Below are 14,530 nucleotides of genomic sequence, written 5' to 3' on the forward strand. Positions count from 1 at the left end.
TGGGCCTGCCTTCACGTCCCGTTGGGCGGGCGTGAGGCTCCGACCGGGCATCGTGATGGCGGAGTGCGGGTGGGTCTGCCTTCATGTCCCGTGCCGCGGATGGGTGGGCGCCGGCCGGGACAGGGCGACGACGTGTGCGAGTGCTGTCCGCATGTCCGGTCGGCGGATGGGGGATGCCTAGCGGTGGTGAAGTACGGGTCGCGCGATCTTCGTCTTCTACGCGATGCGAGGGCGGGCAGTGTCGGTTTGGTCATGGGTCGAGTGGAGGCGAAGAGGAGCAACTGGCACGCGAGATGAAAGCGCCGGCAGGATCTGCACCGTACGCAGCGGGTCGGCGAGCGGGCGATCGGCTTGCCAGGCAAGTTTGGGCGACGTTCGAGACGTCGGAGGTCAAACCTCGTGGCGCGCACGTTCGCCAAGGACGGTGGGCGTCCGGTCTGGCTCGACGGCCCAGCTCGGGCCGATCGATGTATGTGGCGGTCGCAGGCCCGGCGGTGCCCGGCTACTTCTGTTGGAAGCGGACGACTCCGGACCACGGCCGGCGCATGGGTTTGCGGAGATCCGGGGCGGGGAGCAGAAGGACGGTGGGCGTCCGGTCTGGCTCGACGGCCCGGCTCGGGCGGATCGATGTATGTGGCGGCCGCAGGGCCAGCGCTGCCCGGCTACTTCTGTTGGAAGCGGACGACTCCGGACCACGGCCGGCGCATGGGTTTGCGGAGATCCGGGGCGGGGAGCAGGCCGAGGGGGCGGAGGAACCACGGGGCGCGATGGCGGGTGCGGGCGGCGTTCAGGAGTTCCTCGATTTCGGCGGGGTGCCAGTCGAGGGATTCGAAATAGGCGAGGCCGCCGGGGGGCTGGAATTTGAGCGGCGCGTTGTCGAGTAGTGAGTCGGAGCGCATCTTCAGCGGGCTCAGCAGGATGTCGGACACCCACCAGGCGACTTCGGGCCGGGCGAGGGCGTTGAGCAGGGCGGTGACGGTTTCCAATTCCAGGTAGAGCAGTAGTCCTTCGGTGAGGACCAGCGCTTTGGTGGCACGGGTGGTGACGGGCCCGATGGCGCCGAGCGCTTCGTCGAGGAACTTTTCCCGGGCCTCGTGGTCGGAAAGGTCCACCGCGCGGCGGACGAGCGTGCAGTTCGGTGTTTCGCCGGCGAGCAGGGTCTCCTTTTCCTCGAACAGTTCGGGGAGGTCGGCCTCGACCCAGACGAGGTCGGCGGGGAGGGCCAGCCGGTAGGGGCGGGTGTCGAATCCGGCCGCCAGGTTGAGGATCCGGTCGCAGCCCTCGGCGATGGACGTGGCGATGAGGTCATCGATGAGCGAGGTTCGGGCGATGACCGGCCAGCCGTTGCGGATGATGCGCGGTGCGGCGTCGGCGATGGCGTAGCCCTGGGTACCGGCCAGGCGATCGGCGAGCGGGTCGTGGAACAGCGCGTCGGGGCGAGCGGTCTCGCGGGCGCGGTAGGCGGCGACCCACCGCGCGGTGTCGGACACGTTCGAGATGGGTGCTTGCCCGCCAGTCATGCGGCTCAGTGTGGCACAGCACCGACCGGTTCGGACTGTGGTGCACATCACCTCGGGCGCGCTCAAATGTGTTGTAGGGGTGACGGTTCCGCTGGACTCAGGCGGGGTGGAATGCGCTGGGGCCGACCTCGGCGGGGTCCATCAGGTGGGCGAGGAACAACCGGGTGGTCGGCGTGGGCGTGCGGGTGGTGATGGCGTGCCAGGGGCGGTCGAGTGGGGTGCCGGTGACCGGGAGTATTTGCAGGGCACCGGATTCCAGGTCGTTGGAGACGGCGTCGCTGTGGATCAGGGTGACGCCCAGGCCTTCCCTGGCGGCGGCGAGGACCGCGCCGTGGCTGCCGAGGGTGAGCGTCGGCGGGGCGATGTCGAGCTGGTCGAGCAGGGTCAGGGTGGCGTCGCGGGTGCCGGAGCCGCGCCCGCGCAGCAGCCACGTGGTGTGCAGCGGGTCGGCGCGGTGGGCGGCGGCGCCGACGACGATGAGCTGGCTGGGGCGGCGGGCACGGATGACCAGTCCGGTGTTGCGCGGTGGGCGGCCCGCGATGACGAGATCCGTTTCGTGGTGCTGCAATTCGAGGAACAGGACGTCGCGCGGGTGCACGGAGAGGCTGAGTTCGATGTCGGGGTAGCGGTTGCGGAACGCGGCGAGCGGGCGCAGCAGGACGAATTCGCCGGCGGTGGCGACCACGCCGATGCGTAGTCGCCCGGTCTCGGCCTGCTGCACGGCGGCGTGCGCCTCGTTCATCAGGCCGAGGATGCTGCGGCAGTATTCGGCGTAGACGCGGCCGGCCTCGGTGACGGCGATGCCGCGCCCGGATTTGGCGATGAGCTTGGCGCCGAGCTGCTTTTCGATGTGGGCGACGGCGGCGGAGACGGCCGCCTCGGTGATGTGCAGCTGGGTGGCGGCGCGGCGGATGCTGCTCAGGCGGGCGACCACCAGGAATGTTTCCATTCTGGCCGCACTGACCGCTCCCATCCGGTGACGGTAGCAAATCGTCGACGGTGACTCTGGTGCCAACGGAATTGACGGGTCCGCGGTTGCGGCGCGCGGGCGGTGGACTGTGGAAACATCGATCTGGTCGAGGTCAACCCGGCAGCGGCGCGTGATCCCCCTTCCGCGCCGCGCGCGAACACCCCGGGCCGGTGCGCGGCTCGGGGTGTTCGTTGCGATTCCGGAAGTTTTTCATTGCCCACGCCCTCCGTACCCCATTCGGGTCACCCGAAACCTGACTGTTCGGTTGAGCTTTCGCAGGAACAATCAAATTGTTTGTTGTCCGCGCTGCCGTCATCCTGGAATTCATCAGGCGCACAACCGGTAACGGATGCCCCCGCGGTACGACTGCCAGGAGGAACGATGGCCGAACAATCCGAGCGGGACCGGTGGGATCCGGGTGTTCAGTCGTATGCGTCGATGGGATATTACGCGCCGGACTATCAGCCGTCGGACACCGACGTGCTCGCTGTATTCCGGGTGACCCCGCAGCCGGGCGTGGACCCGATCGAGGCCGCCGCGGCGGTCGCGGGCGAATCATCAACGGCCACTTGGACAGTGGTATGGACCGACCGGTTGACCGCGCACTCGAAGTATCAGGCCAAGTGCTACCGCGTCGACGAGGTGCCGGGCCGCCCCGGGGAGTACTTCGCCTATGTCGCTTACGATCTCGATCTGTTCGAGGAGGGTTCGATCACCAATCTGACCTCGTCGGTGATCGGCAACGTGTTCGGCTTCAAACCGCTGCTGGCATTGCGCCTGGAGGACATGCGGATCCCGCTCGCGTATGTGAAGACCTTTCAGGGCCCGCCGCACGGCACGGTGATGGAGCGCGAGTATCTGAACAAATACGGGCGCCCGTTGCTCGGTGCGACGGTGAAGCCGAAACTGGGCCTGTCCGCCCGCAATTACGGCCGGGTGATCTATGAGGCATGCAAGGGCGGCCTGGATTTCACCAAGGACGACGAGAACATCAACTCCCAGCCGTTCATGCGGTGGCGCGACCGGTACCTGTTCGCCATGGAGGGTGTGAACCGCGCCATGGCCGAAACCGGGGAGATCAAGGGCCACTATCTGAACGTCACCGCGGCCTCGATGGAGCAGATGTACGAGCGGGCCGAGTTCGCCAAGGAACTGGGCAGCGTTGTGATCATGATGGATCTGACCGTCGGCTACACGGCGATGCAGTCGATGTCGCACTGGGCACGGCGCAACGGACTGCTGCTGCACCTGCACCGGGCCGGGCATTCGACGTTCACCCGGCAGAAGACCCACGGGGTGAGCTTCCGGGTGCTGGCGAAGTGGTGCCGGCTGATCGGGGTCGATCACCTGCACGCGGGCACGGTGGTCGGCAAGCTGGAGGGCGATCCGGCGACGACGCGTGGCTTCTATGACACGTTGCGGGAGAACCACATTCCGGCGAACCCGGGCAACGGGATCTTCTTCGACCAGGACTGGGCGAGCCTGCCCGGGGTGATGCCGGTGGCCTCCGGCGGCATCCACGCGGGCCAGATGCACCAGCTGCTCGATCTTTTCGCCGATGACGTGATCCTGCAGTTCGGCGGCGGCACCATCGGGCATCCGCTGGGCATCGCGGCGGGCGCCGAGGCGAACCGGGTGGCCCTGGAGGCGGTGGTCAAGGCGCGCAACGAGGGTCGTGATCTGCTCGAGGAGGGCCCGGATGTGCTGCGCAAGGCGGCCGCGATCTGCCGTCCGCTCGAGGTCGCGCTGGCGACCTGGGGCGAGGTCACCTTCGAATACACCTCCACCGACGCACCGGACGCGGTGCCGACGGCCACTCGCTGAAATCCTCTGGAGGACAAGCCATGTACCTGCGTCACGGAACGTTTTCGTATCTGCCCGAATTCACCGACGCGGAGATCGCCGCGCAGGTGCGGTACGCGCTGCTGAACAGCTGGCCGGTGTCGATCGAGTACACCGACGACCCGCATCCACGCAACGCCTACTGGGAGATGTGGGGCCTGCCGCTGTTCGATCTGGACGAGCCCGACGGCGTGCTCGCCGAGATCAACGCCTGCCGGTCCACTTTCCCGCGGCATTACGTGCGGGTGCTGGCCTATGACGCCCGCTTCGGCAGGCAGACCACGGCGCTGAGCTTCCTGGTGCAGCGGCCGGCCGACGAGCCGGGTTTCGTGCTGACCCGTTCGGAAGGCCCGGATCGGCAGCAGAAGTACGGTCTGCACTCCTATGCCACCGACAACCGCCGGGGGCAGCGGTATGGCGGCTGAGGCCAACGGATTCCGGCTGCACCGGCCAGGGACCGGCGACGGCAGGCCGGTCCGGGCCGGGTCCGCCGAGCCGGCGGCCGCGCCCGAGATCCTGGATGACGATGCGGTGCTGGATCTTTCGACCGACATCGCGGGCAACGACGTCGAGGACACGTTGCGCAGGCTCGACGCCGAACTGGTCGGGCTGGCCAACGTCAAACGCCGGGTGCGGGAGATCGCGGCGTTGCTGCTGATCGACCGCGCCCGGCAGCGTTTCGGTCTCAGTTCCTCCCGGCCCACCATGCACATGAGCTTCACCGGCGGGCCGGGCACCGGCAAGACGACCGTCGCACTGCGCATGGCCGAGATGTTGCACGCGCTGGGCTACATCCGTAAACCCAAGGTGCACACCGTCACCCGCGACGACCTGGTCGGCCAGTTCATCGGCCACACCGCGCCGAAGACCAAGGAGGCGCTGGCCAAGGCGGCCGGCGGGGTGCTGTTCATCGACGAGGCCTACTACCTGTTCCGCCCGGAGAACGAGCGGGACTACGGGCAGGAGGTCATCGAGATCCTGTTGCAGGAGATGGAAAGCGAACGCGCCAGCCTGGTGGTGATCTTCGCCGGCTATCCGGACCGGATGGAGCGGTTCTTCTCCGCCAATCCGGGCCTGTCCTCGCGGGTTGCCCATCATCTCGAGTTCGAGGACTACACCCGGGCCGAGCTGCTGGGTATCGCCGAGCTCATGGTGGCGCGGGAGAACTTCCGCCTGAACGAGCCTGCGCACGCCGCATTCGACGAGTATCTGGCCTTGCGGATGACCAGGCCCCGGTTTTCCAACGCGCGCAGTGTCCGTAATGCGTTGGACCGCTGCCGGTTACGGCAGGCCAAGCGCCTGGTCGAGCTGCACCGACCGCTGACGAAGGCCGATCTGATCACGCTGACCGACCAGGATGTCTACGGCAGCAGCGTCTTCACCGACAGCACCGAACCGCAGGACGGGCCGACCGCGCGGGCCCCAGCGTGACGAGATCGAGGCGCCCATGCCAGAGGGACTGAAGACGCTCACCCGATACACGATCGAGGAGGAGCACCGCCACCCCGGCTCGTCCGGGGAGTTCTCCGCGCTGGTGAACGTCGTCGCCACCGCGACGAAGATCATCGCCAACCAGGTCACCAGGGGCGCGATCGTCGGGTCGCAGCGGGGGATGGGCGAGGGGGATCCGCCGCCGGTGCACCACAAGCTCGATGCCATCGCCAATGACGTCATGGTGTCGGAGACCCAGTGGACCGGGCATCTGGCCGCGCTGCTGTCGGAGCAGATGCCCGCCATCCATCCGGTGCCCGACCCGCATCGGCGGGGCAAGTATCTGCTGGCCTTCGACCCGCTGGACGGCTCGTCCAATATCGACGTGAACCTGCCTGTCGGAACGATTTTCAGCGTGCTACGGGCCCCGGAGCGGGCGCACGGCACGCCCATCGCGGACGATTTCCTGCAACCCGGCGTGCGGCAGGTCTGCGCCGGGTTCACCCTGTACGGTCCGGCGACCATGCTGGTGATCACCACCGGCAGCGGCGTCGACGGGTTCACCCTCGACCGCGAGATCGGCGCGTTCGTGCTGACCCATCCGCGGATGCGGATCCCCGAGGACACCTCCGGGTTCGCCATCAACGCCGCCAACGAGCGGTTCTGGGAGCGGCCGGTGCGCCGCTACGTGCACGAGTGCCTGGACGGCGTGGAGGGGCCGCGCGGGCGCGATTTCAACATGCGCTGGGTGGCGTCGCTGGTCGCGGACACCTTCCACATTCTGACCAGGGGCGGGGTCTATCTGTATCCGCACGACAACCGCCCGCCGGTGCGTCCGGGGCGGGTGTCGTTGCTCTATGGGGCCAATCCGATCGCGTTCATCGTCGAGCAGGCCGGCGGGTGGGCCACCACGGGTGGCGAGCGAGTCCTGGAGGTGCCGCCGGAGCAGGTGCACCATCAGGTGCCGTTGATCTTCGGGTCGCGCAACGAGGTCGAGCGGATCGAGCGCTATCACAGCGAGCCCGACGACGGGCATGTCTTCGACAGCTCGCTGTTCGGGTCGCGGTCGCTGTTCCGACCGGCGCCGCACTGAAATCTGTTGTCCGGCAATCGAGGAGGTGTCATGTCGGTCAAACATCCGGTCGTCGCGATCACCGGATCATCCGGTGCGGGAACGACCAGCGTCACCCGGACATTCCAGGAGATCTTCCGCCGGGAAGGCATCAATGCCGTTGTGGTGGAGGGCGATTCGTTTCATCGCTACGACCGCAACGAGATGCAGCTGGCGATGGCCGAGGCGGAGCAGAATCGCAATCCGACCTTCTCGCATTTCGGGGAGGAGGCGAATCTGCTGAAGGAACTGGAGACGCTGTTCCGCGATTACGGCGAGACCGGGGTCGGTTCGGTGCGCAAGTATCTGCACGACGAGTTCGAGGCGAAGCAGCACGGGCAGCCCGCGGGAACGTTCACGCCGTGGGCGGATCTCGCGCCGGGCAGCGATCTGCTGTTCTACGAGGGATTGCACGGTGCCGCGATCACCGACAGCGTGAATGTCGCGCAGTACGCGGATCTGCTGGTCGGGGTGGTGCCGATCGTGAATCTGGAATGGATTCAGAAGGTGATCCGGGACAAGACCGAGCGCGGGTATTCCAGCGAGGCGGTGATCGACACGATCCTGCGCCGGATGCCCGACTACGTGAAATACATCTGCCCGCAGTTCTCCCACACCTACGTCAACTTCCAGCGCGTGCCGACGGTGGACACCTCGAATCCGTTCATCGCGCGCAGCATCCCCACCGCCGACGAGAGCTTCGTCGTCATCCGCTTCGCCGACCCGAAGGTGATCGACTTTCCCTACCTGCTGTCGATGCTGCACGACTCGTTCATGTCGCGCCCGAACTGCATCGTGGTGCCCGGCGGCAAGATGGACCTGGCCATGCAGCTGATCTTCACGCCGCTGATCCTGCGGCTGATGGACAAGCGCCCGAAACGTTCTCGCTGATCGCCGGATCCTGGGTTACCCTCGAACCGACCCTATTCAACGAGTTGCATATGCGAGGTGCCCGTCATGACCACGTTCCGCGAGGCCGTCGAAGCCCGAGACACCGATGCGGTCGAGGCGCTGCTCGCCGACGATGTCGTGTTCACCAGCCCGGTCGCGTTCAAGCCGTACCCCGGCAAGGCGCTGACCGCGGCGATCCTGCGCGGTGTGCTGCGCGTATTCGAGGACTTCCACTACCTGCGCGAGATCGCCAATCCGGACGGGCGCGATCACGCGCTGATCTTCGAGGCGACGGTGAACGGGAAGACGGTCAACGGATGCGACTTCCTGCACTACGACGACGAGGGCAAGATCGATAGCCTCACCGTGATGATCCGGCCGCTCTCGGCCGCGCAGGCGCTCGCCGAGGCGATGGCCGCGCAGTTCCCGCGGATTCAGGAAGAGGCCTTGGCCGCCGCGCAGGCGCAGTCCGCCTCGTAGCCCGGACCGGAACGGCACCGGCGGCGAGGCGGATCGCCGCCACCGTCAGTCCGGTAGCAGCGGCACCGACAGCCCCTCGCCGCGGCCGAGCAGTGCGGCGCGGGTGACGGCGGCGGAGCCGAAGCGGTGGCGCAATTCGTCGAGGGTCGCGTCGAGGGTGTTGGTCGCGCGGGCCTCGAACGGCAGCGACAGCTGGAACGGGTCGGCGTCGGCGAGGTTGGTCAGCGCCAACCCGATCAGGGTGAGGCCGCGTTCCTCGATCATCGGCATGGCGGTGGCCAGCAGCGATCGCGCGGCGCTCAGCAGAGTTTCGGTGTGATCGGTCGCCTCGGGCAGGGTGTGCGAGCGGGTGGCCCGGGTGAAATCGTCGAAACGCAGGCGCAGCACCACGGTTCGGCAGATGCGGTCGGCGGCGCGGAGCCGGCGGCCCAGCCGGTCGGTGAGCCCGTGCAGGTATGCCTCGATCTCGTCGGGTGGACGCGACCGCCGGCCGAGGGCGCGCTGGGCGCCGATCGACCGCCGGCGCACCCCGGTCTCGACGCGGCGCGGGTCCCTGGCCCAGGACAGGGCGTAGAGGTGGCGGGCCGCCCCCGGCGCCGAGGATCGCGCGCAGCGGGCGCTCGCCGAGGTCGGCGAGCTGGCCGACCCGGGTGATGCCGTGGTCGTGCAGCGTGCGAGCGGTGACTTCGCCGACGCCCCACAGCCGTTCGATGGGCAGCGGGTGCAGGAAATCGAGTTCGGCGTCGGGCGGCACGACGCGCAACCCGTCGGGTTTGGCGACCGCGCTGGCGACCTTGGCCAGGAACTTGGTGCGCGCGATACCCACCGAGATCGGCAGCCCGACCTGCTCGCGCACCCGGCTGCGTAATCGCTCGGCGATGCCGATCGGCTCGCCCGCGATCCGCCGCAATCCGCCCACGTCGAGAAACGCCTCGTCGATCGAGATGCCCTCGACCACCGGCGTGGTGTCGTGGAAGACCTCGAACACCGCCTTGCTCGCCGCCGCGTACGCCGACATCCGCGGCGGCACGACGATCGCGTGCGGGCACAGCCGCCGCGCCTGCCCGCCGTTCATCGGCGTCCGCACCCCGAACGCTTTCGCCTCGTAGCTGGCCGCCAGCACGACACCGCCGCCGACGATCACCGGCTTGCCGCGCAGCCGTGGATTGTCGCGCTGCTCGACCGAGGCGTAGAACGAATCGAGATCGGCGTGCAGGATCGACGCTTCGGCGCGCGCGACGATCCGCGGGCGGGAGGCGGGCGCGTCGGACACGAACATATGTTCGCATGACCCACCGACAGGATCGAGGGGAATCGGCGAATCTACGGCTTGACTACGTAGCAATTCGGACGAACCGGTACGCTGGCCCGACAGCAGGGCACGTTTTTGGATGAGGGAGTCGGTACTGTGCGCGGATTTGGAGACCTGGAGGCGGTGATCATGGACCGCATCTGGGATCGGGACGCGGAAGACACCACGGTGCGCGAGATCTTCGACGAACTGTCCGCTCAGCGCGACATCGCCTACACCACCGTCATGTCCACGATGGACAACCTGCACCGCAAGGGCTGGCTGGCGCGGGAGCGTTCCGGCAAGGCCTACCGGTACTGGCCGACGCTGACCCGCGAGGAGCACAGTGCCCGGCTGATGCTCGAGGCGCTGGGTGCGGGCGGGCGCTCCGATCTGGTGCTGAGCCATTTCGTCGACCGGATCAGCGCCGAGGAATCGGCCGGCCTGCGGGCCGCGCTACGCAGGCTCACCGCCCGCAAGACCCCGGACGGACCGCCGGGCGCCGAAGGCGCCGCGCCGTGACCCTGGCCATCACACTGATGCTGTACGGCGCCACGGTGGCCACGCTCGGCCCGCCGGTGCTGACCCGGCTGACCCGGCGGGGCAACGCGCCCCGGCTCGGCATCATCGCCTGGGTCGTCGCGATCGCGGTGACGCTCGGCGCGTGGGCGGCGGCCGCGACCATGCTCACCGTCGAATTCGCCACCTACTGGGGACATCCGCACGAGGCGCTGCGCGCCTGCTTCACCATTCTGTGGAGCCCGATCCACGACGACGGCAGCGGCGCGACCAAGGCGGTCACCTTCGCCGTCGGCGCGTTGGTCGCGACCTGCACGATGGCGGTGGTGGCGCGCGCGGTGTCGGTGGTGCGGGAGATGCGCAGGCGCACCCACGCGCACGCGAAGGCGTTGCGGCTGGTCGGGCGGCGGGTGCCGGGGGTGGCCGCACTGGTGCTGGATTCGCCGGAGCGGCAAGCCTATTGCGTGCCGGGGCGGCCGGACACGATCGTCGTCACCAGCGCCGCGCTCGACGCGCTGGCGCCGGACCAGCTCGACGCGGTGCTGGCCCACGAGCGGGCGCATCTGTCCGGCAGGCACGCGCCGTTGACCGCGGTGCTGCGGGCGATCGCCACGACGTTGCCGGGGTTGCGGGTGGTCACCGCAGGAACCGCCGAGATCACCCGGCTGCTGGAGATGTGCGCCGATGACAAGGCCGCCGACAAGCATGGTTCCGAACCGCTGCTCGGTGGATTGCTGGCGATCCTCGGGGTGACCGAGGTGCTGCCCGAGGGCGCGCTGGCCGCGGCCGGGACCGCGGTGCTGGCCCGGGCCGAGCGGCTGCTGGATCCGGTGAGCCCGTTCCGGCGCGCGACCACGCGCACCGCGCTGCTCGGGGTGATCGCCGCGACGGTAACGGGATTGGCGTCGGCGGCGGCTACGGTAGCGTTCTGCAGTGCCTTGCTGGGCTGATCTGAAGGAGTACCCATGCGCTTGACCTGGGATCAGGTTTTCGCGTGGCGGTTGCGGCGACAGTTCGTCGCGCCGCGCGCGGACGGCGTCGCCGAGATCGTCGGCCGATTGTGCGGGGTGCAGGCGCAGGTCACCTCGGCCGCGGAAATGGCGGTGGCCCTGCGTAGTTCGGCGCCGCGGGCCGGTGCGCTGGTCGCCGAGCTGGACAACGGCACCCTGATCAAGACCTGGGCGATGCGCGGCACCCTGCATGCGCTCGAACCGGATCTCGCCGCGGCCTGCCTTTCGTTGCTCGCCTCCGCGCGCACCTGGGAAAAGCCTTCATGGCAGCGCACGTTCGGCGCCTCGCCGGATGACGTCGCCGCCCTGACCGAGGAGGTTCGCCGCGTTCTCGACGGCGCCGTACTGACCCGCGAGGAACTGGTCGACGCCATCGTCGCCGATCCGGCGTATCACCGTCTCGGCGAGCAACTGCGTTCGGGCTGGGGCGCGCTGCTCAAACCCCTTGCCTGGCAAGGCGCGCTCTGCCACGGCCCCGCACAGGGCACCAAGATCACGTTCGCCGATCCGGCCCAGCTGATCAAGGGCTGGCCCGGCATCCCGGAACCCGACGTCGCCGGCCCGCGCGCGATCACCGCCTACCTCGGCGCCTACGGCCCCGCGACCCCCGAGATCTTCGACGCCTGGCTCAGCCGCGGCAGTCTCCGCAAAACCGTTCTGCGCCGCTGGTTCTCCGAATTGGGCGACACCCTCACCCAGGTCGACGTGGACGGCCGCGCCGGTTACGTGCTGACCGAACACCTCGACGACCTCGCCACCACCGAGCCCACCACCGCGGTGCACCTACTGGGCGGCTTCGACCAGTACGTCCTCGGTCCCGGCACCAACGACACCGTCCTGCTACCCGGCGACCACCGCGCCAAAGTCAGTCGCACCGCAGGCTGGATCTCCCCGATCGTCGTATCCGCAGGCCGCATCGTCGGCACCTGGGACCTCACCGACGACGCGATCACCCTCTCGATGTTCGACGGCGCCCCTCTCCCGAAAACCGGCCTCGACGCCGCCGTATCCCACCTGGCCACCGCCCTCGGCCGCGACTCCCTCCCGGTCCAAGCCGCCCCCCAATAGCCGCACACCACTTGATTTCCCGCACAAGAAATCGCATGCCATTCGCTGTGCGGGAAATCAGCAGGTCTGCGGCGGTGTCGGGGTAGCTGCCGACCGCGGACAGGCGTGCGGGTGTCAGCTCGGTACCTGGATTGTTGGTGTCGGTCGAGGGGAGTCGGTGGTGTTCGGATCTGGTTGCGGGGCAGTGGGTGACGGCATTTTGGCGGCCACGCCGATGAGGCCGGCGAGGAGGGCTACGGCGGCGGTGGCGTACCAGCCGCGGTGGAACGCCTCGAGGGTGGCGTCGGGGGTGGTGGGGGTGCCCAGGACCGCGACGAAGAGGGCTACGCCGAGGGCAAGGCCGATTTGGCGGGCCATGCTCAGGACGGCGGAGCCGGTGGCGAAGCGCTGGGGCGGGACGGCGCTGGTGCCGGCGGCGAAGGCGGTGGGGAGGCTGAGGCCGACGCCGAGGCCGCTGACGAGCATGCCGCCGAGGAGGCCGCCGGCGTAATCCGGGTGCAGGGTGATCGATTGGGTCCACCAGAGCATGCCCGCGGCGAAGGCGAGGCCGCCGGCGGCGATGACCGGGCCCGCGCCGACGCGGGCGATGAGTTTGCCGGCCAGGATCGCGACGATCGGGACGACGAGCGGTCCGGGGGCGATGGCGAGGCCGGTGCGCAGGGCCGACCAGCCCCAGATGTTCTGCGCCCACAGCACCGAGGAGAGCAGCATCGCGCCGAAGGCCATGTGGAAGAAGATCGAATTCCCGGCCATCAGCGCGAAATTGGGGGCGCGCAGCAGCGCGGGATCGACGACGGGGCTGTGGTGGCGGGCGGAGGAGACGACGAAGGCGATCGCCAGCAGCACGGCGGCGGCGAACGCGAGCAGGACTCCGGCCGATGACCATCCCCAGTCCTCGCCCTTGACCAACGCGAGCACGAACGTGGCGATGGTGCCGACGAGCAGCAGCGCGCCGGGCAGGTCCGGCAGTCGTCCGCCGTCACCGGGCGGATCGGGCAACCGGCGCAGGCCGAGCACAACGGCGATGACGCCCAGCGGGACGTTCACCAAGAACACCCAGCGCCAACCGAATTCGACCAGGATGCCGCCCAGCACCGGGCCGAGCGCGGCACCGAGCCCACCGAAGGCCACCCACAACCGGACCGCGACCGGCCTGCGCTCGGGCACCGTCGCGGCGAGCACCAGGCCGAGCGAGGTGGGAATGAGCATCGCCGCGCCGACGGCCTGCACCACCCGGAACGCCACCAGGGAACCGACATCCCACGCGGTGGCACACAGCGCGGACCCGATCACGAAGACGGTGAGCCCGATCAGGAAGGTCCTCCGGTTGCTGCCGCGGTCCCCGAGTCGCCCGGCGGGCACCAGCAGCGCGGCGAACACGATCGCGTACGCGTTGAGCACCCACGACAATCCGGCGATCCCGGCGCCGCCGAAATCGACCGCCATGTCGGGCAATGCGACATTGACGATGAACAGGTCCAGGCTCGACAGCAATACGCCGATCGAGACGATGGCGAACACGATCCGCGAATCGGCCCGCGGTCCGGAACGAACAGTCATGACGATTTCTCCGATTCAGCCGCGCACGCGGCGGGTTTGCCTGGCGGAGGCCAGCATTCGGCCGTCGCGGTCCCAGAGGTCGACATCGTCGACGGCCCAGCCGCCGGCGGTGGAGGCGTTGGTCGCCCGCACCAGCACCGGTTGCGGGACGTCGAGCAGGTCGGTGTGCAGGTGCATCGACAGCGCCACGGTGGGGACCGCGACCGGCGCGCTGAGGGTCGGGAAGAGCGCCGGCGGCAGGGCGTCGACCAGGATGGCCAGCGTCGCCGCGTCGACGGGCATGCGGGGAACCATCGAGATCCAGGCGCACATCATGGATTCCGCCGCGCCGGTCAGCGGCAACGGGCCCGCCGCGGGGCGGATCTCGAAATGCGCTCCGACCGGGGTGATGTCGGGCGGCAGCGCGAAGATCGAGCAGTCCTCGGGGCCGGGCACGTCCGGCACGGGCGCCGGGCGACGCTCGGCGATGGCCGTCGCGACGGTGCGGCCGAAGGTCACCGACGCCGAAGCCATCAGCCCGGCACCCTGATACGCCTGCACGTCGATCACCACGGTGCTGCGGCCCACCGCGTGCGTGGTGGCCCGAAAAGTGAACGCCCCCTCGTGTGGTCGCCCGAGAAACCGCTGATCCACCGCGCGCACCGGCAATTCGCTCCCGCCGGCCCGGCGCGCCACCTCGACGAGCATCGCCGCCATCACCCCGCCGTGCGGCCCGGTCCAGCCGCGCCACGATCGGTCCACATACGCCTGCCAGATCCGATAGTCGGTTTCGGCGATCGCGAACACGTCGCTGACCGATCGCCCAGTGAGTTGCATCATGCAACGAACCATAGGTGA

13 protein-coding genes and 1 pseudogene are annotated in these 14,530 nt (G+C 68.9%); 9 read left to right on the plus strand and 5 right to left on the minus strand.

Features of this window, described 5'->3' with window-relative positions:
* Positions 1 to 662: 662 nt before the first annotated feature.
* Entirely contained in the window at positions 663 to 1,520 is an 858-nt protein-coding gene (locus ACFQ9K_RS30630) for a class I SAM-dependent methyltransferase (protein WP_378721749.1), read from the minus strand.
* Positions 1,521 to 1,617: 97 nt separating this feature from the next.
* Complete coding sequence (locus ACFQ9K_RS30635) at positions 1,618 to 2,493, minus strand: LysR family transcriptional regulator (protein WP_378721748.1); 876 nt, start codon at positions 2,491 to 2,493, stop codon at positions 1,618 to 1,620.
* Positions 2,494 to 2,871: 378 nt separating this feature from the next.
* Here ACFQ9K_RS30635 and ACFQ9K_RS30640 point away from each other — a divergent pair, with 378 nt between their 5' ends.
* The 6 genes from ACFQ9K_RS30640 (at position 2,872) to ACFQ9K_RS30665 (ending at position 8,245) form a co-directional block, all read left to right on the plus strand.
* A complete protein-coding gene (locus tag ACFQ9K_RS30640; protein WP_378721747.1) occupies positions 2,872 to 4,314 on the plus strand; it encodes a form I ribulose bisphosphate carboxylase large subunit in 1,443 nt (480 codons plus the stop codon).
* A gap of 20 nt (positions 4,315 to 4,334) precedes the next feature.
* The gene (locus ACFQ9K_RS30645) at positions 4,335 to 4,757 is read left to right on the plus strand and encodes a ribulose bisphosphate carboxylase small subunit (RefSeq protein WP_378721745.1); all 423 of its coding nucleotides are present in this window, start codon (positions 4,335 to 4,337) and stop codon (positions 4,755 to 4,757) included.
* Positions 4,747 to 5,763 (plus strand): AAA family ATPase, encoded by a 1,017-nt coding sequence (locus ACFQ9K_RS30650; protein ID WP_378721743.1) that lies wholly within the window; start codon positions 4,747 to 4,749, stop codon positions 5,761 to 5,763. Before ACFQ9K_RS30645 ends, ACFQ9K_RS30650 begins: the two co-directional genes overlap by 11 nt.
* A gap of 16 nt (positions 5,764 to 5,779) precedes the next feature.
* Entirely contained in the window at positions 5,780 to 6,856 is a 1,077-nt protein-coding gene (locus ACFQ9K_RS30655) for a class 1 fructose-bisphosphatase (protein ID WP_378721741.1), read from the plus strand.
* A 30-nt stretch (positions 6,857 to 6,886) separates the two neighbouring features.
* On the plus strand, positions 6,887 to 7,765 hold the full coding sequence (locus tag ACFQ9K_RS30660) for a phosphoribulokinase (RefSeq protein ID WP_378721739.1): 879 nt from the start codon (positions 6,887 to 6,889) through the stop codon (positions 7,763 to 7,765).
* Between the two features lie 66 nt (positions 7,766 to 7,831).
* A complete protein-coding gene (locus ACFQ9K_RS30665) occupies positions 7,832 to 8,245 on the plus strand; it encodes a nuclear transport factor 2 family protein (RefSeq protein ID WP_378721738.1) in 414 nt (137 codons plus the stop codon).
* A gap of 45 nt (positions 8,246 to 8,290) precedes the next feature.
* On the opposite strand, the pseudogene dinB reads toward ACFQ9K_RS30665, so the two are convergent.
* A pseudogene (gene dinB / locus ACFQ9K_RS30670) lies at positions 8,291 to 9,524 on the minus strand (DNA polymerase IV).
* Between the two features lie 129 nt (positions 9,525 to 9,653).
* On the opposite strand from dinB, the gene ACFQ9K_RS30675 reads away from it, so the two are divergent.
* The 3 genes from ACFQ9K_RS30675 to ACFQ9K_RS30685 are packed head-to-tail and all read left to right on the plus strand — an operon-like array spanning position 9,654 to position 12,133.
* On the plus strand, positions 9,654 to 10,058 hold the full coding sequence (locus ACFQ9K_RS30675; protein ID WP_378721737.1) for a BlaI/MecI/CopY family transcriptional regulator: 405 nt from the start codon (positions 9,654 to 9,656) through the stop codon (positions 10,056 to 10,058).
* Positions 10,055 to 11,005: a M56 family metallopeptidase gene (locus ACFQ9K_RS30680; RefSeq protein WP_378721736.1), complete on the plus strand. Its 951-nt coding sequence runs from the start codon at positions 10,055 to 10,057 to the stop codon at positions 11,003 to 11,005. The genes ACFQ9K_RS30675 and ACFQ9K_RS30680 overlap by 4 nt, the downstream gene beginning before the upstream one ends.
* Positions 11,006 to 11,020: 15 nt before the next feature.
* Complete coding sequence (locus ACFQ9K_RS30685; RefSeq protein ID WP_378721735.1) at positions 11,021 to 12,133, plus strand: winged helix DNA-binding domain-containing protein; 1,113 nt, start codon at positions 11,021 to 11,023, stop codon at positions 12,131 to 12,133.
* Between the two features lie 114 nt (positions 12,134 to 12,247).
* On the opposite strand, the gene ACFQ9K_RS30690 is transcribed toward ACFQ9K_RS30685, so the two are convergent.
* Entirely contained in the window at positions 12,248 to 13,693 is a 1,446-nt protein-coding gene (locus tag ACFQ9K_RS30690) for an MFS transporter (protein WP_378721734.1), read from the minus strand.
* A gap of 15 nt (positions 13,694 to 13,708) precedes the next feature.
* A complete protein-coding gene (locus ACFQ9K_RS30695) occupies positions 13,709 to 14,512 on the minus strand; it encodes an acyl-CoA thioesterase (protein ID WP_378721733.1) in 804 nt (267 codons plus the stop codon).
* Between the last annotated feature and the right edge of the window lie 18 nt (positions 14,513 to 14,530).

Source organism: Nocardia sp. NPDC056564, from assembly GCF_042793755.1.
Classification (GTDB): domain Bacteria; phylum Actinomycetota; class Actinomycetes; order Mycobacteriales; family Mycobacteriaceae; genus Nocardia.